Source organism: Vagococcus sp. JNUCC 83, from assembly GCF_053667615.1.
Genome location: NZ_CM132204.1, coordinates 1,775,891 through 1,798,451, shown reverse-complemented (window position 1 = coordinate 1,798,451; position 22,561 = coordinate 1,775,891). Strand labels below are relative to the sequence as shown.

Here is a 22,561-nt window from a genome sequence, read left to right as displayed (position 1 = left end):
GTTTGAGCTTAAAATATATCTGAATATTTGCTTCGCAAGGACCGCATTATAAAAGATGCGGTTTTTTGTTAATTTGTATAAGTTGGCTATTTGTTTAGTCACATTGCTAACCAAAATTGTGTATGATAACATAATGAAAATCAATTTATTAAAGGAGAGATAAAATGAATTATATTAGTAAAGAAAATAGTATCTATGCGATGGATAAGAAAAATAAGCCAGTATTAACGATTAAAAGTGGTGAACAAGTTACATTTGAAACATTTGATTGTTTTACAAATCAAATTGATCGTGAAGATTATTTGTTTGACAGATTAGATTGGGATAGGATAAATCCAGCTACTGGTCCAGTGTTTGTAGTAGGTGCAGAAGTTGGAGACACACTGAAAGTATCTATTAAAAAAATTAAATTTAAGGGGAAAGCGACAATGTATACGGGACCTGATGCTGGTGTACTGGGGGATGAATTAACGGAAAATACGATTCGCATTTTAGATATTGAAAATAATCAGCTAAAATTTACTGACACAATAAACATTCCCATCAATAAAATGATAGGAGTAATTGGTACTGCACCAAAATCAGGCTCTGTTTCTTGTGGTACACCAGATTCTCATGGAGGTAATATGGACTGTAAAGAAATAACAGAAGGGACAGATCTATTTCTTCCAGTTAATGTAAAAGGTGGATTGTTAGCGCTGGGAGATTGTCATGCAGCGATGGGTGATGGAGAAGTATCAGTGTGTGGTGCAGAAGTTCCTTGTGAAGTTACAGTAGAGGTGGAAGTCATCAAGGAACAGGACTGGCCACTCCCTTTTCTAGTTAAAGATGAAAAAATCAGTATATTATCCTCAAAACCATCTTTAGATGAAGCGAGTGTCACAGCAACTAAAAATATGATTTACTTTGTTGAGAAATACACCAATCTATCAAAAGGAGAGGCAATCCATTTATTGTCTTTAGTTGGTAATTTGAGAATCTGCCAAATTGTTGATCCAAATAAAACAGTTAGAATGGAGTTACCTTTATCTTATTTGAAATTATGGACTGATTAAATGTAGCAATAGAATAACAAAATTTAATAAGGAGAAGTATGATGATTAAAAAAGAATACTGGATTGAAACATTAGGCTTAATCCCACATCCTGAGGGTGGTTTTTATAAAGAGTTACCATCTTCAGATGATCTGTTAGAAGAAAAAAACAAACCATTGTATACAACGATTTACTTTTTGTTAACAGACAATAACCCGTCCCATTTCCATCAACTAACCTCTGATGAAATTTGGTATTTTCATTATGGATCGTCATTAACTGTCCATGAGTTACTAGAAGACGATGTATACAGACAAACATCTGTAGGATTGAATATCGAAAAAGGTGATGTATTACAATACACGGTAAAAAAAGGGTCTATTTTTGGCTCATCTGTGGAAACAGAGTATGCACTAGTCAGTTGTATGGTATCACCGGGATTTACCTTTGATGATTTTAAATTGTTTACTAAAGAAGAATTACTACTTAGTCATCCAAGCCATTCAGAAATCATACAAAAATTAGCATTTGATAAATTAAAGAGATAAAAGTTGTTAATAGTAAAAAAGTATTAAAAGAAGATATATTTGCATGAGATGTAGTGCACCCTAAAAATTAGACTTTTTGGAGTAGAGAAATCTACTCCTTTTTTTTATATATTAAAAAAATCTACCGGGTAAATGATTTCAAAAGGGGCTTTAAGGTATTACTAATCTAAGGGGTAGATAAATTTAGTCAGTTAGCTATAAATTAAAAAATAGGAGGTTTTGTCTGTCAAAAACCTATTTTAATGAGTCATTCTATGAAATACAGATAAACTACAGATACAATTTATTTTAACTACAATTTATTTTGATATTCTCTATGTATCAATTTTAAGGAGAGTGTCAATAATGAAAAAAATCAGTATGTTAATTTTAGTGTGTACGGGAGTTGCTTTAACGGGTTGTTCACAAATGGGGAATGATGCAGGTGATGCAAAAATAACGGATGTAAGTATGGATGATATCAAAGAAAAAGGTGAAAAAAAGACAGTCGATGGCAAAGAAGTAATTGAATATAAAACAGAAGATGGTGGAGTAATCCAAATGGATCCCGAAGCAATGGAAAGTGGAACATCCATGAGTATTGGACAATAGTAAAAGGAGTGAATGATAAGTGAGTCATAAGAAAAAAAGAATGATAATGTTATCTTGTTCCTGTTTATTAATTATAGGAATTGCTGGGACTGTGTATTTCAAAAAAAAAGAAGCCACTACGCTGAATCAATCAACTATTGAAGTAAAGAAAGTACAAGATTTGGTAGATGATTCTCAGCCATCAAAATTAATATTATCTAGTAAGATTGTTGCTAAAAATAGTCAAAAAATTAAAATAGACCCATCTAAAGGAGCTATCAAAGAAATAAGTGTTAAAGAAGGTGATACTGTCAAGTCTGGTCAAAAATTGTTTGAATACGATTCTGATCAGCAATTGAAAGCTAAGGAGGCTGGATATACAACATTAGAAAAACAACGAAATCTTGAAACAGCCAAAACAGATTCTTCATTAAAATGGGATTCCTATAATAAAAAATTATCTTCTTTAAATGCTGCTAAAGGAAAAGTAAATCAGGCAACAGACGAGGCTGTTAAAAAAGAAGCAGAGCAAGAAGTTAAAACTTTACAAGATGAAGCAGATCAAAAATATTCTGAAGCTATTCTGGCTGATTCAGCAGTTGCTACTGCTAAATCTGAGTTAGAAAAGTCGGCTGAAATGGAAAAAATAGAAGATCAACGTTTAACATATGATGATGTAACCTCAGAAAGTGACGGGACTATTACTTATATAAACAAGGAATTACCTTACCTATCAAATGAAAAAAAACAATCTGAAACATTTATGGAAGTGATTGATAAATCAGAATTATATGCGACTGGTGATGTAAATGAGTTTGACAAGGATAACGTGACATTAAATCAAGCGGTAGAATTAATAGATAGAAAAGATTCAACAAAACGTTGGAAGGGCAAAGTGGTGCAAGTAGCTAACTTAAGTACAGAAGGTGATGGGAAAAAAGAAGAAGAAAGTAGCACGCTATCAAAATATCCCTATAAAATTTTACTTGAAAAAGGTGAAAAAATGCCTAGTTTAGGCACACACTTATATGCAAAACTGTTATCAAATAGCGAAGATGCTGGAAAAATAATGATTCCTAAAAATTATTTAACTAACATTAAAGGGACCAAAGCATCTGTTTGGAAAAGTAACAATCATAAAGCTACTAAACAATCGGTTGAATTTGTTGAAAAAAGTAGTGGCTTAGTAGAAATTAAAACAGGACTACTTATGACAGATACTTTAATAAAACCAAATGATGATGTGACTCAAGGAATGAGGGTTGACTAATGATGTTAACACTTAATAATATTACAAAATCCTATTTCCAAGGGAAAAATGAGCAATGCGTTTTAAAAAATATTAGTTTAGACGTAGCAGAAGGTGATTTTTTTGCGATTATGGGTCCTTCAGGATCAGGAAAATCAACATTAATGAATATTATTGGTTGTTTAGATAAACCGACTTCTGGGGAATTTTATATTGAAGATGATTGTATTAATCAACTAGATGATAATGAATTAGCTGATTTAAGAAACCAAAAAATAGGATTTGTGTTTCAAAATTTTAATTTGCTTCCACGTTTATCAATCCTTGATAATATTGCTCTACCTTTAACGTATTCTGGTGTGTCAAAAAAAGAACGACACGAGCGAGCTTTTACATTATTAGAAGCTGTTGGGCTACAAAAGCATGCGCATTATTTACCAAATGAGTTATCTGGAGGACAAAAACAACGTGTGGCGATTGCTAGAGCGTTAGTCACTAATCCAACGTTTATATTAGCGGATGAACCAACAGGAGCATTGGATACGAAGACAGGATTTCAGATTATGTCTTTGTTTAAAGAATTAAATCAACAAGGAACAACAATCATCTTAATCACACATGAGCCTGAAATAGCTGAACTATGCGACAAAACTATTGTATTAAGAGATGGTGAGTTAGTGCTACAAGAAATACTAGAAAGTGAGGAGGTGTCAATTTGGAAGAAGTATCGTCAGCATTGCAATCCATTTTAGCTCATAAAATGAGAACAATCTTAACTATGTTGGGTGTCATTATAGGAATTGCTTCCATTATCGCTATTTTTAGTATTATTGAAGGCAATACAGCAAAGATGAAAACTGATTTAATCGGTGGAAACAATAATACTATTGATATAAAGTATGATACTAAATCAAACTTTGATCCAACTATCGCATCAAAGGAAAATTCAATAACGCCAAATTATATCCCTTCAATCAGTCAAAGCACAATCAACAAAATCCGTCATCAGTCGGGTGTAAAAGATGCGGTCGAGTCATACAGTAAGCAAGGTGCGATTTATTATCAGAATGAAAAATCTACGGGGACTGTGTATGCAAGTACCAATAAATTATTATCACTGAAATTATTTGGAATAATCAAAGGTGAAAAGCTAAAGGATAGTGAATTTAACAATCAAGTTACATACCTACATGAATCTATGTACCATAAACTATTTCCAAATGATAATGGCATAGGACAATACGTTGAAATAAATAGTGTACCATTCAAAGTTGTCGGTGTGTATAAAAATCTAGACCCGAATGCCCAAAAATATGGTATGGAATCGTCATCTATTATCCCGATAAGTGAGAGAATGAAAGTGTTTGAAGAAATTGATTTAGCTCCTGAAATAACAATACAGACGACTAATACGGATCAATTAAAAGAATCCGGTCAAAAAGTGGCTGACATATTGAATGAGACTCTACCTAAATCTGATTATATGTATGGTATAATCAATTTTAATGAATTAGAAAAACAGCTGGAACAATTTAACCAATCAAGTTTCATTTTATTGGCAGGAATCGCAAGTATTTCATTGATTGTTGGAGGGATTGGTGTGATGAATATCATGTTGGTATCAGTCACAGAAAGAACCCGAGAAATTGGTGTAAAAAAAGCATTGGGCGCAAGACGAAAAATTATTTTACGCCAGTTTTTATTTGAAGCGATTTTGATGACGATATTAGGTGGCATGATAGGTATTATTTTTGGGATACTAATTGGGTATATAGTAACGCACTTATTAAGCTACCCATACATCATTTCATATATAGCGATTGTGATAAGTTTGCTATTTTGTTGTGTAATTGGAGTAATATTTGGCTTGTTGCCGGCTATGAAGGCATCTAAATTAGACCCAATTGATGCACTAAGATTTGAATAAAGGAGAAAGAAAATGACAGACATTTTAGTAATAGAAGATGATGACGTCATTAATCAAGTTATTACAGAATTTTTAAAAGAAAATGGCTATCATACTGATTCTGTAATGGATGGAAAAACAGCACTTGACTTATTTAAGAAAAAATCATTCGATTTAGTCTTACTAGATATCATGATTCCTGAGATTGACGGATTAACCGTACTAAAAAAAATCCGAGAAACATCGGATGTGTCTGTCATTATGCTAACTGCTTTAGGTGATGATGTGACACAACTAGCGAGTTTTAATCAGCAAATTAGTGACTATGTGGTTAAACCGTTTTCCCCACTAGTATTGATGAAACGGATTGAGAATGCGTTGAAGCATAAAAAAATCTTAGAAGAAGAGACTAATGAACAGCGTATTAACCAAAATATATTAATTAAGAGAGATTCTTTAGAAGTGTTCTGTCATAATCAACCAATTAATTTAACAGGAAAAGAATACGGCATCCTATCAGAGCTTTGTAAATACCAAGGAAAAGTCGTATCAAGAGAGCAATTATTAGTAAATGTATGGGGATATGAGTATTTTTCAGATGACCGTATATTAGATACTCATATAAAAAATATAAGAAAAAAAATTCCTAGTCTGCCTTTAAAAACTATAAAAGGGCGTGGTTTTATAATAGAGGACTCCTTATGAAATTATTTACAAAAAACTTTCTTTATACCATGACAATTATTTTTACAGTCACTACGTTGATTTTACTGATACTGTATTTTCTAATGCCAAAATATTATCTTTATTCACAAGAAATAGATGCGCAGGAAAAAATAGACAAAATAGTCTCAATTTTAAATGGTCAAACATCAGAAGATATAGAGAAAGCATTATTAAAGTCTCAATCAGAAAACACTAACTTGATGCTAAATGTTACTAATAAAAGCACTGGAGAAGTGATTTACCCTAACTATTTTACCAATAGAGGTGATGAAAATGTAATGTATTTAGAAATCGATAGTCTATTTATAAATGAAGTTAGTGATGTTTTTACTAGGAATATAACCAATAAAAAGGGCGAGCAGTTACTTCTTACGGCACAGTACTCACTGCAGCATATTAGTGATGCTAGCGCCATTTTGATAAAGTTGTATCCTTTGTTATTGGTCGTTGCACTTATTTTAGGGGGGATTGCTGCGTTCTTTTACAGTAAATATTCTACGAAGCGAGTGTTATCACTGATGGATACAACAACGAATATGAGATCGTTAAACCCCACTATACGCTGTGATATAACAGGAAATGACGAAATTTCTCAATTGTCAAATAATATAAATCGGCTATATGATACGCATTTGCAAACAATTTCTATGTTAAAAAAAGAAGTCAAAAAAGTGGAAGAAACAGAGCAATCCAAATCAAATTTTATGCGGATGGCGTCCCATGAACTTAAAACACCACTAGCAGGGATGACAGGCATTGTCGATGGTATGTTGTACAATGTTGGAAAATTTAAAGACCGTGATAAGTATTTGAAAGTTTGTCAAACGTTATTAAAGGAACAATCTGATTTGATTCAAAATATTTTATCAGTTACCTCTTTAGATTCATTAAGTAATTTACAAAATGTGTCTGAAGAAGTCTCGATAAAATCAATTGTTGAAGACCAACTAGAAACGTATTTATTATTAGGAGATTTTGGTGAATACACTATTTCAAAGCAGTTAAAAGAAGATACCGTCATTATGTCTAATCCGCTCATGGTAGAACGTGTGGTATCAAATTTATTGAGCAATGCTTTTAGATATACACCTCATGGAAAAAGGGTATATATAGAACTTCAAGGGAATGTCCTAACCATAGAAAATAACTGTCAGCCTTTAAAAAATGAATCCATTGACCAACTTTATGAACCATTTTATCGTTCAGATTATAGCAGAGATAAAAACAGTGGAGGTTCAGGATTAGGTTTATATATTGTAAAACAAATAGTAGATAAAAATGCCTGGGAGGTTGAAATAAATACAACCGTTTCTGGTAATTTTATTGCTAGTGTCAAGTTTAAATCAGTAGATATTAAGGCATAATGTAAGTGCCATTACAAATGAATAAATCAAATTAAAAAGTTATCAGTAAGTGTCTTTTTTTTGACACAGTATTGATACTTTTTTTTGTAAAAAATATTGTAAAACGCTATTGATAAGAGTATATTCTAATTAGTATATACCAAAAAGGGGATAGATAAATGATAGAGCAATTAAGTTCGTTTGAATTAAATTTATTATTAGAAAAAAATACACTTAAAGAAAAATACGTATTGAATGCAGGAAGAGGAAATCCTAATTGGCACGCACCTGTACCTAGGGAAGCTTTTTTATTACTCAGTCAATTTGCGCTAATGGAAACGATGGATATGAAAAATTCTCTGATACGTGGAGGAATAAAGTCAGATAATACTCGTTATAAAAGGTTTCAACTTTTTTTAGAACAAAAATCTGGAGAAGGAGCGCTTTTTTTACATAATGTCTTAACTAATGGCACCAATTTTTTTGGAATCCACCAATACGAATGGTTGGATAAAATGCTAGATTACTCTCTAGGGGATAACTATCCTAATCCTGTTCGCTGTTTAGAAGCTTGTGAATCACCGATTAAACATTATTTAGATAAAGAACTATTTTCTAGTAAAAGTGAGTCATTTGACATATTTCCTGTAGAAGGTGGAACAGCTGGTATTTGTTATTTATTTGATACTTTAATAAATAATTTCATTTTAAATAAGGGAGATAAAATTGCATTGCTTGTCCCTAGTTTTGCCCCTTACTTGGAAATACCAGAAATGCCACAGTATGAGTTTGATGTTGTAAAAGTTTGTGCGAAACAGTCAATTGTAGAAGATGAGCTAGTTTACCAGTATCCTATGGAAGAAATTGATAAATTAAAAGATAATCATATTAAAGCAGTATTTGTTGTAAACCCAAGTAATCCAACAGCTAATGCAATGAATGATTCGACCATTCAGCAAATAAAAAAAATTATATTAAACGATAATCCAAACCTTATGATTTTAACAGATGATGTTTATGGTACCTTTGTCGCAGATTTTCATTCGTTATTTTCAGAGATGCCATATAATTGTGCGTGTATTTATTCTTATTCAAAATATTTTGGTGCAACTGGTTGGCGTGTGGGGACGGTTGCTGTGGCTCGTGATAATATATTTGATACATTAATCAATCAATTGTCACTTGAAAAAAAACAAGAACTAAGCGTAAGGTATCAATCGATTAATCAAACAAATGAAACCATCCGATTTATAGATAGAATGGTAGCTGATAGTCGAGATATCGCATTAAATCATGCGGCAGGTTTGTCATCAATTCAACAAGTTATGATGACCTTGTTTAGTTTGTATGCCTTACTTGATACGCAAGAAACGTATAAAAAATCGGTTATAAAATTATGTCACGAACGAGAAAAAAGACTATTTCACTCGTTAGGAATTAAAGAAAGTGTGGAGTCATTAAATACGGCTTATTATTTTGAGTTTAATTATAAGAATTGGTTAGAAAAACGTTTTGGTAAAGAATTTTCTAAATATCTGTCATCCAATTGGACAATGACAAAAATTTTGACAAAGTTAGCTGAAACCGAAAAATTATTGCTACTTAAAACAGATGATTTTGGAAGTGATGAGTGGTCTATCAGAATTTCATTAGCTAATTTGGAGACAGAGGAATATGAAGAAGTTGGTAAAAGAATTATTCGTTTATCTGAAGCGTTAAAACTAGAGTGGGAAAAAAATATAAAATAGGAGTTTGATTGTTGTGAAAGAAAAAAAGAATACTGAAACTGTTTATATCAGTATCGCAGAGGAAATCGAAAGACGAATTAGAGAAGGTGTTTATGTAAGCTCTCAAAAATTACCATCAGAGTATGATTTATCAGATGAATTTGCTTGCAGTCGTTTGACTATCCGTAAGGCAATAGATGTGCTAATCCAAAAAAATATCATTGTAAAAAAACGTGGTAAGGGAAGCTATGTTATGTCTCGGCAAAAAATTCAAAGTGGTCGTGATGGGCTTCAAGGCTTTACCGAGGCTGCAAAATCTTACGGAAAAACAAGTGATACATGTGTTATATCCTTTGAAAAAGTCAATGAACTAGATAAAAAAATACGTGAAAAGTTGGAGTTAGAACAAACTGATACTGTTTATGAATTAGTAAGATGTCGGAGTTTAGACAATGAACCGATGACGGTAGAAAAAATTTATATTAGTGAGAAGTATGTCGATGGACTGGCAAAAGAAGACTTTAAAGAATCATTATTTAAATTAATCGAACAAAAGGTTGAGATTGCCTATTCTCACCAAGAAGTAGAAGCGATTTTAGTTGATGAAGAAATGTCAACATTATTGGATATACCAGTAGGCAATCCGCTTCTTCTTGTTAATTCAATAACTTTTTCTATTAATGCAACGCCAATACTATATGATATTTCATATTACAGAGCAGATCGATATACATTTAAAAATACTCTTATTAGAGGTAATAATTAAGGAGGATGAACATGACAATGGATTATAAACAATTAATTGAACAGCATAAGGAAGAGTTCTATCAAGACCTAGATAAAGTGATGAGAATTGAGAGTATAAAAGGGGCACCTTTGGCTAACGCTCCTTTTGGCATAGGACCCAAAAAAGCATTAGAAAAAGTCATGACTATTGCTTCAAGCTATGGTTTTGACACAAAAATCGTAAACGATGCTGTTGGCTATGCTCAATTTGGGGAGGGAGAGGACTATGTTGCGATTGTCGGGCATTTAGATGTCGTTCCAGCAGGAGATGGCTGGTCATTCCCTCCTTTTAGCTTGAGTAAAAAAGATGGTAAATTTTATGGACGAGGAATACTTGATAACAAGGGGCCAATTATGGCTTGTTTGTTTGGTTTAAAATTGATGAAAGAGTTATCAATTAAGCCGAATAAACCAATCAGAATTATTTTTGGAACAGATGAAGAAAGTGGTAGTGCAGATTTGCCATTATATTTAAATAAAGAAAAATCGCCATTGTTTGCCTTTACACCGGATTGTAAATACCCAGTTGTATACGGAGAAAGAGGTATTGTGAATTATACTATCACAACAAAGTTCACACAGTCTGACTTAGCAGATATTTGTGTGACTGGTGACCAATCAAGTGCTCATGTTCCAGATTATTTGAGTATGACTATACATGGGAAAAAGTATGAGGTTTCAGGGAAACGAGCACCATCAAATGCACCGGAACTTGGTAAAAATGCTATAACAATGATGGCCGAAAAAATCGCCAGTGATAAGAACTTAGATGATGAACTCTACCATTATTTTTCATGGATAAAAGAAAGTCTATCTGAAAAGCATTATGGTGAGGGATTAGGATTAGATTTTGAAGATAAAGATAGTGGTAAATTGATGATTACTCCTTATGAATTGAAAACGACGAATAATACATTTGAGTTAAGCATAGCCATTCGTTACCCAGTTTCCGTAAAAGAAGATGAGGTAACAGAGCAATTAAAAAAAGTCATTCCTAGTCAAAGTGAGATTAAAATTATTCGCCAATTAAAAAGCACTATTTTTCCAAAAGATAATGAAAATGTAAAAAAATTAAGTGACGTTTACGAAAAAATAACTGGGTTAGATGGAACGCCTGTGACAACAACAGGTGCTACTTATGCGCGATTTTTCCCTAATACTGTCGCTTTTGGGCCATCATTTCCTGGCCAAAAAGGAATAGCACACAATAGTGATGAGTATATGGATGAAAAAGATTTATTATTAAATATGGAAATTTATATGTCTGCCATAGAGTCATTGATTTTAGATTAAAATAACTACAAAACAGTATAGACATAATAGTATATACTATTGTATAATGAAAGCGTTAAAATTTTAATAAAGAGGTGATTAAATGACATTTGGTAGCATAGCAACGTGGCGAATGTCTCATGAAGGGATTGCGTCATCTTTAGACTTATTAAAAGATGATGGAAAAGCCAATGATGCCATTGAAATGATTATAAAAAAAGTAGAGGAATATCCTTATTATAAGTCAGTGGGGTATGGTGGACTGCCTAATATTGAAGGCATACTAGAAATGGATGCAGCTTTTATGAATGGTGATACGTTGCAAATTGGTGCAGTGGCTGGAGTGACTGATGTGTGTCATCCAATATCAGTTGCTAGAAAATTGAGCCAAGAAAAATTTAATAGTTTCTTAGTGGGACAAGGAGCAACAAAATATGCTATGTTAAATGGCTTTGAGCGAAAAAATATGTTAACTGAACGGGCAAAAAAATTATGGGAAAAACGTCTTGAGGAAATGGCAAAACATCAACTTAGTCCCTATGACGGTCATGACACAATTGGTGCCGTTAGTTTAGATAAAGAAGGTAGCATGAGTGCAGGAACATCAAGTTCTGGTTTGTTTATGAAAAAGCCTGGCAGAGTAGGAGATTCACCTTTATCTGGTTCTGGGTTTTACGTTGATAGTGATACTGGTGGTGCTGCTGCAACTGGTCTTGGGGAAGACTTGATGAAGGGGATATTATCTTACGAAATCGTTAGAAAAATGGAAGAGGGAATGTCACCGCAAGAAGCATGTGATCAAACCGTTTATTCTTTTCACGACAAACTGACTAAAAAATATGGAAAATGTGGTGCGATGTCTTTAGTAGCAATGAATAACAAAGGCGAATGGGGCGTTGCGACTAATGTAGAGTTTACTTTTTCAGTTGGTAATGACCAAGAAGAAGCAGCAATCTACATTGCTAATATGGGAGACGATTATTCAACTATAATCGAACCTATTTCACAAGAATGGCTTGATGCTTATGAAAAAAGAATTAAAGCACCAATCGACTAAAAATATGATGGGAGATATTAAAAAATGAGTACAAAAAAAATATATCTATTTTGCGATGCAGGAATGTCTACAAGTATTATGGTAAATAAAATGATGGAAGTTGTAAGTTCACATAATCTACCGCTTGATATTACAGCTTATCCAGTTGCTCGTATTAAAGAAATTGTTGATAAAGAACGTCCAATAGCTGTATTATTAGGGCCACAAGTGAGGTTTTTATTAAGTAAAACCAAAGAAGAATTTGAGCCACAAGGAATCCCTGTGATGGCTATTGATCCAGAAATATATGGTGCAATGGATGGCGAAAAAGCTTTAAAAGAAGCATTAAAATTAGCAAAAAATAACAAAAATAAGTAGGTGGGAAATATGAAAAAATTTCTGGATAGTTTAGAAAATATATTATCACCGATGGCCAAAAGAATTGGTGAAAATAAATACTTAATCGCTATACGTGACGGTTTTTTATTATCTACACCTGTGTTAATTGTTGGATCGTTTTTCTTATTGATTGCTAATTTTCCATTGAGTCAATGGGATACATGGATGAGTGCCATACTTGGTAATGAATGGGCGAGTCATATGATGGTCCCAGCTAACGCTAGTTTTGATGTAATGACTATTCTAGCTGTAGCAGGGATTGCTTATAGTTTAGCACGACAATTTGATGAAGATGCGATGCAGGCAGCCATAATATCTTTAGTAGCGTTTTTTATCGTCACACCATATACAACATTTTTCACGCCGGAAAATTCTGAAACGGTCTATGAAGTGACAAGTTTACCACTAAAATGGATGGGATCAAGTGGTCTATTTTTAGGGATGATCACAGCACTTATTGCAACTAGACTATTTATCTGGGTAGTTAAAAAGGGTTGGAAGATTAAAATGCCAGATAGTGTCCCACCAACTGTTTCAAAATCATTTGAGGCATTAATTCCAAGTTTTGTTATTATTTTTATTTTCTTCGTTATCAATTGGATAACTACCTTGACGTCTTATGGTAGTTTGCAAGATATTATCTTCAATTTACTTCAAATACCATTATTATCTTTAGGAAATACACTAGGTGCAATGATTGTTGCGTATATTTTCTTACATTTCTTTTGGTTCTTTGGAATCAATGGAAGTAGTGTGGTTGGAGCTGTGTTTAACCCAGTGTTAAGAGCTTTGTCAATGGAAAATTTAGAAGCTTATAAAGCCCATACTGAACTTCCTAATATTATTACAGGGCAGTTTCAAGATATGTTCGCGACATTTGGTGGAGCTGGATCTACATTGTCACTAGTTATTGTCATGGTGTTATTTTGTAAAAGTCAACGTATTAAAAAATTGTCACAATTATCTCTTGTCCCAAGTTTCTTTGGCATTAATGAACCCATTATTTTTGGCTTGCCAATCGTTTTAAATCCGATTATTTTAGTGCCATTTGTATTGGTACCAACGATTAATATTATTATTGCGTATTTTGCGATGAATTGGGGCTTAGTACCATTTACTAATGGAATTCAGCTACCTTGGACTACACCAATCGTTTTCTCTGGATTTTTAGTTAGTGGTTGGCAAGGAGCTGTATTACAAGTATTGCTATTGTTTTTAGGGATGGTTATTTATTACCCATTTGTTAAAATGATGGATCGGCAATATTTAGAAGAAGAAAATCAACGTGCAGAAGAAATCGAAGACGATATCAATTTTGAAGATTTTGATTTTGACGCACTGTAGTATATTCTAGAAAAGAGGGCACGATATGGAAGAAAATAATCAAGAATTACTAACAACTATTATGAGTTTAATCGTTAAATCAGGCAATGCAAAAAGTGATGCAATGGAAGCAATACAAGAAGCAAAACAAAAGAATTTTGATAAAGCCAAAGAAAAAATAAAATCAGCAGATGAGCATATTATAGAGGCTCACGGAGCTCAAACAACATTATTAACACAAGAAGCTTCAGGCAATAATGTCGAGGTTACATTGCTTCTTGTTCATGCACAAGATCATTTGATGACGAGTATGTCATTTATCGATTTAGCTAAAGAAATTATTGAATTGTATGACGTGTGCTATAAAGAATCGAAGTAATTAGGAGGAATACAATGGTCAAGCGATTAATTAGTGCTAATGCCAGCGAGATTGCGATATTTACGAAAGAAGACTTACTACAGAGTATAAAATCTAGCGAGGGTAGAGTTATTTTAAGTGAAAATGTCGTAGTAGAAGAACCTATCATTAAAGATATAACTGCTAGTGAAATTGCTCGTTCTTATGGAGCTGATATGATTCTACTTAATTGTTTTGATGTTGTCTCACCAGAAATTAAAGGGCTATATCAAAACAGTAAAGAAAAAAACTCTATCAATATTATCAGAGATTTGAAACATTTGATTGGGTTACCTATTGGTGTCAATCTAGAACCTGTAGATATTACGGCAGAGATGTTTTCAAATAAACTAGATATTTCAGTGGGAAGACAAGCATCTAAGGAAACGTTTGAGTTGGCAAATCAATTAGGGTTTGATTTTATATTGCTTACAGGAAATCCTGGAACAGGTGTCACGAATGAGCTGATTATAAAAAATATTGAGTTAGCCAAACAATATTTTGATGGCGTGATTATTGCGGGTAAAATGCACAGCTCGGGTGTTGATGAGCCTGTTGTTAGTGTGAGTTCTACAGAAGCGTTTATCAAAGCAGGAGCAGATATCATTTTAGTCCCAGCAGTTGGAACTGTTTGGGGGGTAACACCAGAAATGATTAAAGAAATTGTTGATATCACACATGCACATAATCGTTTAGTGATGAGTGCAATTGGTACATCTCAAGAAAGTGCTAATCCTCAAACAATCAGAGAAATTGGTTTACAAAATAAAATTTTAGGTGTTGATATCCAGCATATTGGTGATGCTAATATGGGATTAGTCGGCATAAAAAATATCAAAGAATTATCTGATAGTATTAGAGGAGAGCGACATACGGTGTCACGTTTTGCAAGATCTGTTAATAGATAAATTAAAAATATAAAAACTTTTGGTAAGTGCTATTGTCTAAGGCATCTTACCAAAAGTGTTTTGTATTAAAATCCTTTAGAATTTTGTCGTTTTTCACGGTTATCATGTTACACTATAAAATAATGGCTCTAATTGTATCAATTGATTTAAAAGAATTTAAGGAGATACACAATGAATCAAAAACAACGACAAGAATATATAGCTGAAATGTTAAAAATAAAAGGGAGTATCACAACGAATGAGCTAGTTGAAGAATTGTCTGTATCAAAAATGACAATTGGTAGAGATTTAAAAGAGCTAGAATCGGTAGGAATAGCCGAGTTATTTCATGGTGGTGCGATGTATCAAGGGGCTAATATTTTAGAATATCCTATCACAGTAAAACAGGATTTATTTGTGAATGAAAAGCAAAAAATAGCCAAAAAAGCTGTGGAACATATAGCTGATGGAAGTTCAATCTTTATCGAAACAGGGACAACGACATTACATGTAGCATTAGAATTATTGAATAAAAAAAGTTGTTTGTTTTATACAAACTCATTATCTGTCGTCAACCATTTAAGTAAAATCGATGATTTGACTATTCACATGGCTCCAGGAAAATATCGAAAAATGTCAGATGGATTTATGGGGCTAGAAACAATCGCTTATGTAGAGAATTTATATTTTGATTATTGTTTTTTAGGAACAGAAGGAGTCTCACAGGATGGATGGGTTAGTGTGCATTCATCTGAAGATGCACTGACAAAAAGAGCGATTTTAGCACAATCAAAGCAAAAAATTCTTGTGTTTGATCGAAGTAAAATCGGAAAAAAATTATTATATAAAGTAGGAGATATTGCAGATTTTAACAAAATTGTGACTGATTACGATGAGATGGAACAATTTATAACAGATAAAGATATCTCAATACCACACATTATCATATCAAAATAAAACTTGTAATTTTCTTAAAAAGAGAATTATGAGTTTTATTTTTTGTTAATTTGTGTTACATTGTAATTATGAAAATGTTAATTTACGTTAAAATAAACAGGAGGTGTTACTTTAATGAGCCAACAGATTATCTTTTTTGACTTAGACGGGACATTGTTGACAAGTCAAAATAACATAAAATCAGATGTTGTGGATTGTATCCATAAATTACAAGAAAAAAATGTTATACCAGTGATTGCAACAGGAAGAGGATTGAGTGAATCAGAAGAATTTTTGCAACAGTGTGATATAGATACCATCGTTGCTATGAATGGCGGATTAATTATTAAGAATAATAAAGTCATTGATTCTAGTGTTATACCAACTAATATGTGTCAAAAACTAAGTCATATACTTGACGAAGAAGATTCTTTGTCATTTTTTTCAAAAGATGATGCTTGGAGTAGCAATCATACTGAGCTGAGTAAACTTGTTTATTCAAAATTAAATTTAGAGCTACCTATCATAGATAGTGAAGCACCAACTCGTCACGATATACTATCGATGATGCTTTGTACGACTAAAGAAAAAAAAGAGTTAGAAGCGTGCTGTCCTGAATTAGACTTTTTTAAAGTTAGTCCTTATTCATACGATATCGTGTTAAAAAATGTTAATAAGGGAAATGGTGTCAAAAAATTATTGCAAAGTTTTGATGAGGCGACATCCTATGCTTTTGGAGATGGCGAAAATGATTTATCGTTGTTTCAAGCATGTGATATAGGAATAGCTATGGGAAATGCAACAGAAGAATTAAAGAAAATAGCCAATTTTGTGACAGATAATAACAATGGTGACGGAATAAAATTAGGACTACAACAATATAATTTAATATAGTGAGGAGAATTTATTATGACCATACAATTAAACCAAACGAAAATGCCAACATTAACAAAGCAAGTAGTTCCAGTAAATTTAACAAAAGAGACGATGGAAAAAAGAAAACAAGCGTTATTAGATTTAATGAGAAAAGAAGAAATTGATACAGTGATTATTTATGCTGATAGAGAACATGGCGCTAACTTCGAATACTTTACTGGATTCATTCCACGTTTTGAGGAAGCGTTATTAGTTATTCATAAAGATGGCAATGCCTTTTTACTACTCGGTAATGAAAATACGAAAATGGTTAACTATTCACGTATTCCAGCAACGTTAATTCATGTGCCTTTTTTCTCTTTGCCTAACCAACCTATGGAAAACGATGCGAGTCTAGAATCAATCTTTAGAAAAGCTGATATTAAAGAAAATAGTAAAGTCGCTGTGATTGGCTGGAAAAACTTTACGTCTCAATTTGAAAATAACTTGTATTTATATGATGTCCCTTATTTTATTATTGATGCTTTAAAAACAATCATTAACAATGATAAAAATTTAGTCAATGGTAGTGAGTTATTAATTTCTCCAGTATATGGAATTCGAACAGTAAATAATGCTAATGAAATTGCTCATTACGAGTATGGTGCAACACTTGCAGGTATTGGCGTGCTTAATACAATTAACAGTGTCGAACCAGGAAAAACTGAGCTAGAATTAGCTAATAACTTATTAATCGATGGGCAACCAAATAGTATTACAACGATTTGTGCAACAGGCGATCGATTTACTGATGCGGTCATCTACCCTCGTAACAAACAAGTGTGTTTAGGTGATCGGTTTTCAACATCAGTAGGATATAAAGGTGGTCTATCCAGTCGTGCAGCTTACGTGGCTAACAACAAGGAAGACTTACCATTAGACGAACGTGACTATGTGGATGTTTTAGCTAAACCTTATTATCAAGCTGCAGCGACTTGGCTTGAGACTATTCATGTGGGGGCAGAGGCTAAACATATTTTTAATACTATAGAAAAAGTATTGCCAAAACATAAATATCATTGGGAGTTAAATCCTGGTCATTATGTGGGAGATGAGGAGTGGATGTCTTCTCCATTTTATCCTGAATCTATCAGTACCATAAGGAGTGGACAGTTATTCCAGTTAGATATTATCCCAAAAGTTGAAGGTTATGGGGGAGCGAGTTGTGAAGATGGTATTGCAGTTGCCAATCAAGCATTGCGTGATGACTTATCAAGAGATTATCCAGATGTTTGGGATAGAATGGTTAGACGTAGAGAGTATTTAAAAAATGAATTAAATATTGCTATTTCTGATGATGTTTTGCCACTCAATGATGTGGTAGCTTATTACAGACCATACTTATTGAATCATCAACTAGCATTTAGTGTCGCAAAAGATTAAATTTAGTTTAGGGGAGGTTAGCTAATGGTATTTAGAGAAGAATTTCCTATGAGAAGAACGAAAGATCAAGTATCTGACGAGACAGAGATTTTAAAGATTGTCGACTCAGCTCATTATATTCATTTGGGACTTCATGATAAAAATAGTTTATATCCTTATGTTGTGACCACTGATTATGGTTATGAGTATATTGATGGCGTTTTAACTATTTATACACATGGTGCTCCGGCCGGAAGAAAACTAGAGTTGATTAAAGAAAACCCACATGTTGGATTCAATATTGAAGTTGATACTAGCTTATGGGAACCAAAAGAAGAGCGTGATTATAATTTTACAACAAATTATAAATCTGTTATCGGTACAGCTATTGCAGAAATATTGACCGATCCTAAAGACAAAGCACATGGCTTAACGTTATTAATCAATAGGGAAACAGATGAAACGTTTAGTGATGAAAAGTACGATTCACACGATTTAGAGTATGTTCAAGTGACAAAATACACAGTGCAACACTTAAGTGCTAAGCATCATTTTAGACCAAAGTTTTGAAATTAACAGTTTAATAGAAAATAATATAGAAGCAACGTGTTATCTTTCATAGATAGCTTGTTGCTTTTTGTTTGGTTATATTTGATTTGAAAAGGTACATAACTTGTTCAGTTGTATTGTTATAAGATTATCAGTATAACTTCAAAAATATCAAAATGACAGATGCAGACGATTCTGACAGTACCAGAGATAGACCGATTTCCGGCGGAGGACAATCTGGTTTTGAATTACAAGCTTATTACAGGGATTAATACAGAGAAGATACTGACCAAAAAGTAACTTTTTAAATGAAAATCATTAAACTAACAAAACAGAAATCCCATGAAGTCAGTATTTTAATAAACTGATTTCATGGGATTTTTCTATTTTAAGACTTTTGGGTTAGCCTCTTTTTTGTATGATTTCATTAATTTAAAAGTAAAAATAATATAGTATACAAACAGATTAAACGATAAAAAGGTCATAAAGTGCACTTGAAAAGGTAAAAATTGAGACATGTTCTGATTAGTATATGGAAATGACTGATTTTAAAAGGTTTTATACTTAAAGATAGTTTTTTGAGTCAATATTTGGTCAAATCAGGGTTAGTTTTGAGCATTAAAAATAAGTTTTTTAAGTCATATACTTCTTTTTGTAATTAACAACACATTTAAAAAAGGAGTAATTAAAATGACTACTAAAAATACACAACATGATGCAACTAACTCTGGTGTAAAGAAAAAAAATAATAAGAAAAAAAGCACCAATGAAATATCAGTAAAAGTAATTAAAGATGGAAAAGTGATGATAAAGAAAAGAAAAAGACATTCTTCTCATCAACATACAATTAAAGGTTCAACTACAAAGTCACACAAAAAATCAACAGCAAAAAAAATAACACACAAAGAAATCAGAGAACAAGCAAATAAAAAAATGAGGAAACGATTGAGTGCAGCCGCTATTTTGATTGGGACATTAGGGATAAGCACAACAGCTATCGCTTTAAGTCAAAATACTAACAAAGACAATATTTCTAAACCAACTCAACAAATTATATCAAAGGAAAATACACCATCTTCTACTTATTTTGATTCACAAACGACAGAAGAAATTTCAACAAAGGAAGAGGAACCGATAAAAGCTGAGGTTGATAGTCAAGAAAACATAGATAGTTCAATCCAACAAGAACCTGAAGAAGCAACAGCTAATTCAACCGAAACTGTTTATCAAGAGCAAGAAGAATCAAGTGTGGCAGATGAACAGGTACAAGAATCAAACTATCAAGAAGAACAAATTTCGCAAGCACAATCAGCGATGACTTTAAATATTTTAGGTCAGTTGATTAATTATCAAAATGGCGGACAGTCTGCTGGACAAAGTGTGATTGATACTAACTCAAATTCTACAGCATCTACGTGGGGTGGAGCTTCTGTTTTTTCAGGTAGTGATGGTATGAATACACATTTTATTGGACATAATCCTGGAGCATTTAGCATTATATTTAGTTTATCAATCGGTAATCAAATTATTGTTACAGATGGGCTTGGTACTGCAAAGACATATGTTGTAAATAGTATTCACCAAGTATACGATGATGGGACAGACATTAACTCTGGAGAAGACTTATTTGATAGTATTACTGGAGCTGGTGGTGGCGAAAGAATCACATTACAGTCATGTGTGAATGACGACATAAATTTAATCATTTTTGCTTCAGCTCAATAATGTTTGGCACGGTATTCTAAAGGATACCGTGTTTTTTTATAATTTAAATATACCTATATTATATAAAATATGATAGTATGTATTTAAAATAAACGTTCATTAAAAAAAGGGGTAGTGGAGTGAAACATATATTAAATAAAGATGTTGAAAGGCAACAACGTTTAATTATGCTGATGTTTAGAGATGATTCATGGAAATCGGCTAAATATATTTCAGATACTCTTGGATGTAATATTAAAACGTTAAGGCAAGACATAGATTATTTAACATCAACTTATGAAGAAGTAATAACATGCGAATATTCAAAAAATCTAGGATATAAGTTTCATTTGAATACGGGACATAGTGTACAGGAAATATTTTTAGATTGGATTAATCATTCTTTATTTTTTTCAATTTTAACTGATGTTTTTTATGAAAAAAACAAAGAAGATGACGATTATTTTTTTAATACATACTTCATCAGTGAAACAACACTCAAGAGGCAGGTTGCGTTGATTAACTACCATTTAAAAGAGTTTGGTATGTCTCTTAGTCTAAGCAAAATGATATTTAAAGTATCAGATGAATTTGTAGCAAGATTATTTTTTGGAAATCGTGAAATGGAAAAGCGTTCAATATACGACTGGGATACCGAACAAGTTGATAATCAGCGTCTAGCATTTGATTTGATTGAGTTGCTTGAAATAGTTTATGACGTATCATTAACGACTTTGCAGAAAAATATGGTTGCCTATTTTGTATTATGCTCGGTGATCAGATCCTCTGGTAATTATTTTTTGGAGGAAAGCAGAGAAAGTCAATTGATGTCAATTGAAAATTGTCAGGAATTACTATATCAATTTAAGCATCCTGCCTTAGGTCGCTCATGTCTTGATTCACAGAATCAAGTGAATGATACGTTACTGTTTTTAGAGATGCTTTTTACACGCTTGAAACAATGTTATGATTCCAATGTCGCTAAAGATATTAGTGACACTTTAATGGAAACTCTATCAAGCAAAATGAAAACGAACACCACAGTATTTCATAAAGATCTTGTAACAAAAGATGTAGCCTATGTTTTATTTATAAAAGAGTATTATCCTTATAGAATGAGTTACATCAATCATAGAGGGTACTTTAATTATGTAGCTATTCAATTAAAATACCCCATTTTTTTTCAAGCAGTGATGGATAGTTTTTCTGAATTACCAAAAGAATATGCATGGATTAGTAGTTATAGTTCAGAATTAATTAATAGCTTTTTTCGTTATTGGAAAGCTAGTGACTATGACTTTATTACAAAAGTCAATCAAGTTAGTATTTATCTATCAACAACATTAAATGAAAATCAAGCAAAGTTAAATCAATATCTTTTTGAAAAAATGTTTCAACAAAAAATAAACATTATCGGTTATGAGTATAACCAAACAAGTTTTACAGTAGACAAAACAAATAAGTTGTTGAATCAAGCAGATGTCATCATATGCAATCATCAGTTTTATTCCGATTTTACCAATGTCATTGTGGTAGATGATATTATTAATGATGCAAAATTATATAACATTAATAAAACCATAGACAGTATCCGAAAAAAACGCTTTAAGACCTGATGTTTCATTATAAAAACCAATTATTGACTTGAGATAGTCCTGATAGTTCCGATACACTATACAATAGCAAGGTACGAGGAATGGAGGGACAAGATGACAGTCAGAGAATTAATTAGTTATTATGAGAAAGAAATTCATTATTTATTGCAAGATCAAATGAATTTTCCTTATGATGATTTAGATGCTATTGGAACAATCAAAATCTATCAACGATTTATTAAAGACTTAGAACAACTGTTTTAATTATCAGTTGTTTTTATTTATAAAATGTTCAAA

The 22,561-nt window shown here is 32.4% G+C and carries 23 protein-coding genes; all 23 read left to right on the top strand.

Features of this window, described 5'->3' with window-relative positions; all coding sequences use genetic code 11:
- Positions 1 to 164 precede the first annotated feature (164 nt).
- The 23 genes from JNUCC83_RS08725 (at position 165) to JNUCC83_RS08615 (ending at position 22,528) form a co-directional block, all read left to right on the top strand.
- The gene (locus JNUCC83_RS08725; protein ID WP_454459653.1) at positions 165 to 1,055 is read left to right on the top strand and encodes an acetamidase/formamidase family protein; all 891 of its coding nucleotides are present in this window, start codon (positions 165 to 167) and stop codon (positions 1,053 to 1,055) included.
- A gap of 38 nt (positions 1,056 to 1,093) precedes the next feature.
- Entirely contained in the window at positions 1,094 to 1,582 is a 489-nt protein-coding gene (locus JNUCC83_RS08720; RefSeq protein WP_454459652.1) for a cupin domain-containing protein, read from the top strand.
- A gap of 345 nt (positions 1,583 to 1,927) precedes the next feature.
- Positions 1,928 to 2,173, top strand: coding sequence for a hypothetical protein (locus JNUCC83_RS08715; RefSeq protein ID WP_454459651.1), 246 nt, complete (start codon positions 1,928 to 1,930; stop codon positions 2,171 to 2,173).
- 19 nt (positions 2,174 to 2,192) lie between these two features.
- Positions 2,193 to 3,422: an efflux RND transporter periplasmic adaptor subunit gene (locus JNUCC83_RS08710; RefSeq protein ID WP_454459650.1), complete on the top strand. Its 1,230-nt coding sequence runs from the start codon at positions 2,193 to 2,195 to the stop codon at positions 3,420 to 3,422.
- Positions 3,423 to 3,424: 2 nt separating this feature from the next.
- Complete coding sequence (locus JNUCC83_RS08705; RefSeq protein ID WP_454461354.1) at positions 3,425 to 4,153, top strand: ABC transporter ATP-binding protein; 729 nt, start codon at positions 3,425 to 3,427, stop codon at positions 4,151 to 4,153.
- Positions 4,117 to 5,328: an ABC transporter permease gene (locus JNUCC83_RS08700; protein WP_454459649.1), complete on the top strand. Its 1,212-nt coding sequence runs from the start codon at positions 4,117 to 4,119 to the stop codon at positions 5,326 to 5,328. Before JNUCC83_RS08705 ends, JNUCC83_RS08700 begins: the two co-directional genes overlap by 37 nt.
- Before the next feature lie 12 nt (positions 5,329 to 5,340).
- Positions 5,341 to 6,012, top strand: a complete 672-nt coding sequence (locus JNUCC83_RS08695) for a response regulator transcription factor (RefSeq protein ID WP_454459648.1) — start codon at positions 5,341 to 5,343, stop codon at positions 6,010 to 6,012.
- On the top strand, positions 6,009 to 7,397 hold the full coding sequence (locus tag JNUCC83_RS08690; protein WP_454459647.1) for a sensor histidine kinase: 1,389 nt from the start codon (positions 6,009 to 6,011) through the stop codon (positions 7,395 to 7,397). Before JNUCC83_RS08695 ends, JNUCC83_RS08690 begins: the two co-directional genes overlap by 4 nt.
- 158 nt (positions 7,398 to 7,555) lie before the next feature.
- Positions 7,556 to 9,124: an aspartate 4-decarboxylase gene (gene aspD / locus JNUCC83_RS08685; RefSeq protein ID WP_454459646.1), complete on the top strand. Its 1,569-nt coding sequence runs from the start codon at positions 7,556 to 7,558 to the stop codon at positions 9,122 to 9,124.
- Between the two features lie 13 nt (positions 9,125 to 9,137).
- Positions 9,138 to 9,869: a GntR family transcriptional regulator, LSA1692 subfamily gene (locus JNUCC83_RS08680; protein WP_454459645.1), complete on the top strand. Its 732-nt coding sequence runs from the start codon at positions 9,138 to 9,140 to the stop codon at positions 9,867 to 9,869.
- 17 nt (positions 9,870 to 9,886) lie between these two features.
- A complete protein-coding gene (locus tag JNUCC83_RS08675) occupies positions 9,887 to 11,182 on the top strand; it encodes a Sapep family Mn(2+)-dependent dipeptidase (RefSeq protein WP_454461353.1) in 1,296 nt (431 codons plus the stop codon).
- Between the two features lie 82 nt (positions 11,183 to 11,264).
- A complete protein-coding gene (locus JNUCC83_RS08670) occupies positions 11,265 to 12,218 on the top strand; it encodes a glycosylasparaginase (protein WP_454459644.1) in 954 nt (317 codons plus the stop codon).
- 24 nt (positions 12,219 to 12,242) lie between these two features.
- On the top strand, positions 12,243 to 12,575 hold the full coding sequence (locus tag JNUCC83_RS08665) for a PTS sugar transporter subunit IIB (RefSeq protein WP_454459643.1): 333 nt from the start codon (positions 12,243 to 12,245) through the stop codon (positions 12,573 to 12,575).
- 9 nt (positions 12,576 to 12,584) lie between these two features.
- On the top strand, positions 12,585 to 13,940 hold the full coding sequence (gene celB / locus JNUCC83_RS08660; protein WP_454459642.1) for a PTS cellobiose transporter subunit IIC: 1,356 nt from the start codon (positions 12,585 to 12,587) through the stop codon (positions 13,938 to 13,940).
- A gap of 25 nt (positions 13,941 to 13,965) precedes the next feature.
- Complete coding sequence (locus tag JNUCC83_RS08655) at positions 13,966 to 14,298, top strand: PTS sugar transporter subunit IIA (RefSeq protein ID WP_454459641.1); 333 nt, start codon at positions 13,966 to 13,968, stop codon at positions 14,296 to 14,298.
- Between the two features lie 14 nt (positions 14,299 to 14,312).
- Entirely contained in the window at positions 14,313 to 15,224 is a 912-nt protein-coding gene (locus JNUCC83_RS08650; protein WP_454459640.1) for a DUF7916 family protein, read from the top strand.
- A 171-nt stretch (positions 15,225 to 15,395) separates the two neighbouring features.
- On the top strand, positions 15,396 to 16,160 hold the full coding sequence (locus tag JNUCC83_RS08645) for a DeoR/GlpR family DNA-binding transcription regulator (RefSeq protein WP_454459639.1): 765 nt from the start codon (positions 15,396 to 15,398) through the stop codon (positions 16,158 to 16,160).
- Between the two features lie 114 nt (positions 16,161 to 16,274).
- A complete protein-coding gene (locus tag JNUCC83_RS08640) occupies positions 16,275 to 17,033 on the top strand; it encodes a Cof-type HAD-IIB family hydrolase (protein ID WP_454459638.1) in 759 nt (252 codons plus the stop codon).
- A gap of 15 nt (positions 17,034 to 17,048) precedes the next feature.
- The gene (locus tag JNUCC83_RS08635) at positions 17,049 to 18,437 is read left to right on the top strand and encodes a M24 family metallopeptidase (RefSeq protein ID WP_454459637.1); all 1,389 of its coding nucleotides are present in this window, start codon (positions 17,049 to 17,051) and stop codon (positions 18,435 to 18,437) included.
- Positions 18,438 to 18,461: 24 nt separating this feature from the next.
- Positions 18,462 to 18,986, top strand: coding sequence for a pyridoxamine 5'-phosphate oxidase family protein (locus tag JNUCC83_RS08630; protein ID WP_454459636.1), 525 nt, complete (start codon positions 18,462 to 18,464; stop codon positions 18,984 to 18,986).
- 669 nt (positions 18,987 to 19,655) lie between these two features.
- Positions 19,656 to 20,690: a sortase domain-containing protein gene (locus tag JNUCC83_RS08625; RefSeq protein WP_454459635.1), complete on the top strand. Its 1,035-nt coding sequence runs from the start codon at positions 19,656 to 19,658 to the stop codon at positions 20,688 to 20,690.
- Positions 20,691 to 20,809: 119 nt separating this feature from the next.
- Positions 20,810 to 22,285, top strand: a complete 1,476-nt coding sequence (locus JNUCC83_RS08620; protein WP_454459634.1) for a helix-turn-helix domain-containing protein — start codon at positions 20,810 to 20,812, stop codon at positions 22,283 to 22,285.
- A gap of 93 nt (positions 22,286 to 22,378) precedes the next feature.
- Positions 22,379 to 22,528 carry a hypothetical protein gene (locus tag JNUCC83_RS08615; protein WP_454459633.1) on the top strand — a complete coding sequence of 50 codons (150 nt, stop codon included), beginning with the start codon at positions 22,379 to 22,381 and terminating at the stop codon, positions 22,526 to 22,528.
- Positions 22,529 to 22,561: the final 33 nt, after the last annotated feature.

Bases quoted from the DNA above. Each gene is read 5' to 3' on its own strand.
- JNUCC83_RS08725 (WP_454459653.1), top strand. From the start codon at position 165: ATGAATTATATTAGTAAAGAAAATAGTATCTATGCGATGGATAAGAAA.
- JNUCC83_RS08720 (WP_454459652.1), top strand. From the start codon at position 1,094: ATGATGATTAAAAAAGAATACTGGATTGAAACATTAGGCTTAATCCCA.
- JNUCC83_RS08715 (WP_454459651.1), top strand. From the start codon at position 1,928: ATGAAAAAAATCAGTATGTTAATTTTAGTGTGTACGGGAGTTGCTTTA.
- JNUCC83_RS08705 (WP_454461354.1), top strand. From the start codon at position 3,425: ATGTTAACACTTAATAATATTACAAAATCCTATTTCCAAGGGAAAAAT.
- JNUCC83_RS08695 (WP_454459648.1), top strand. From the start codon at position 5,341: ATGACAGACATTTTAGTAATAGAAGATGATGACGTCATTAATCAAGTT.
- JNUCC83_RS08690 (WP_454459647.1), top strand. From the start codon at position 6,009: ATGAAATTATTTACAAAAAACTTTCTTTATACCATGACAATTATTTTT.
- aspD (WP_454459646.1), top strand. From the start codon at position 7,556: ATGATAGAGCAATTAAGTTCGTTTGAATTAAATTTATTATTAGAAAAA.
- JNUCC83_RS08675 (WP_454461353.1), top strand. From the start codon at position 9,887: ATGGATTATAAACAATTAATTGAACAGCATAAGGAAGAGTTCTATCAA.
- JNUCC83_RS08670 (WP_454459644.1), top strand. From the start codon at position 11,265: ATGACATTTGGTAGCATAGCAACGTGGCGAATGTCTCATGAAGGGATT.
- JNUCC83_RS08665 (WP_454459643.1), top strand. From the start codon at position 12,243: ATGAGTACAAAAAAAATATATCTATTTTGCGATGCAGGAATGTCTACA.
- celB (WP_454459642.1), top strand. From the start codon at position 12,585: ATGAAAAAATTTCTGGATAGTTTAGAAAATATATTATCACCGATGGCC.
- JNUCC83_RS08655 (WP_454459641.1), top strand. From the start codon at position 13,966: ATGGAAGAAAATAATCAAGAATTACTAACAACTATTATGAGTTTAATC.
- JNUCC83_RS08650 (WP_454459640.1), top strand. From the start codon at position 14,313: ATGGTCAAGCGATTAATTAGTGCTAATGCCAGCGAGATTGCGATATTT.
- JNUCC83_RS08645 (WP_454459639.1), top strand. From the start codon at position 15,396: ATGAATCAAAAACAACGACAAGAATATATAGCTGAAATGTTAAAAATA.
- JNUCC83_RS08640 (WP_454459638.1), top strand. From the start codon at position 16,275: ATGAGCCAACAGATTATCTTTTTTGACTTAGACGGGACATTGTTGACA.
- JNUCC83_RS08635 (WP_454459637.1), top strand. From the start codon at position 17,049: ATGACCATACAATTAAACCAAACGAAAATGCCAACATTAACAAAGCAA.
- JNUCC83_RS08630 (WP_454459636.1), top strand. From the start codon at position 18,462: ATGGTATTTAGAGAAGAATTTCCTATGAGAAGAACGAAAGATCAAGTA.
- JNUCC83_RS08625 (WP_454459635.1), top strand. From the start codon at position 19,656: ATGACTACTAAAAATACACAACATGATGCAACTAACTCTGGTGTAAAG.
- JNUCC83_RS08615 (WP_454459633.1), top strand. From the start codon at position 22,379: ATGACAGTCAGAGAATTAATTAGTTATTATGAGAAAGAAATTCATTAT.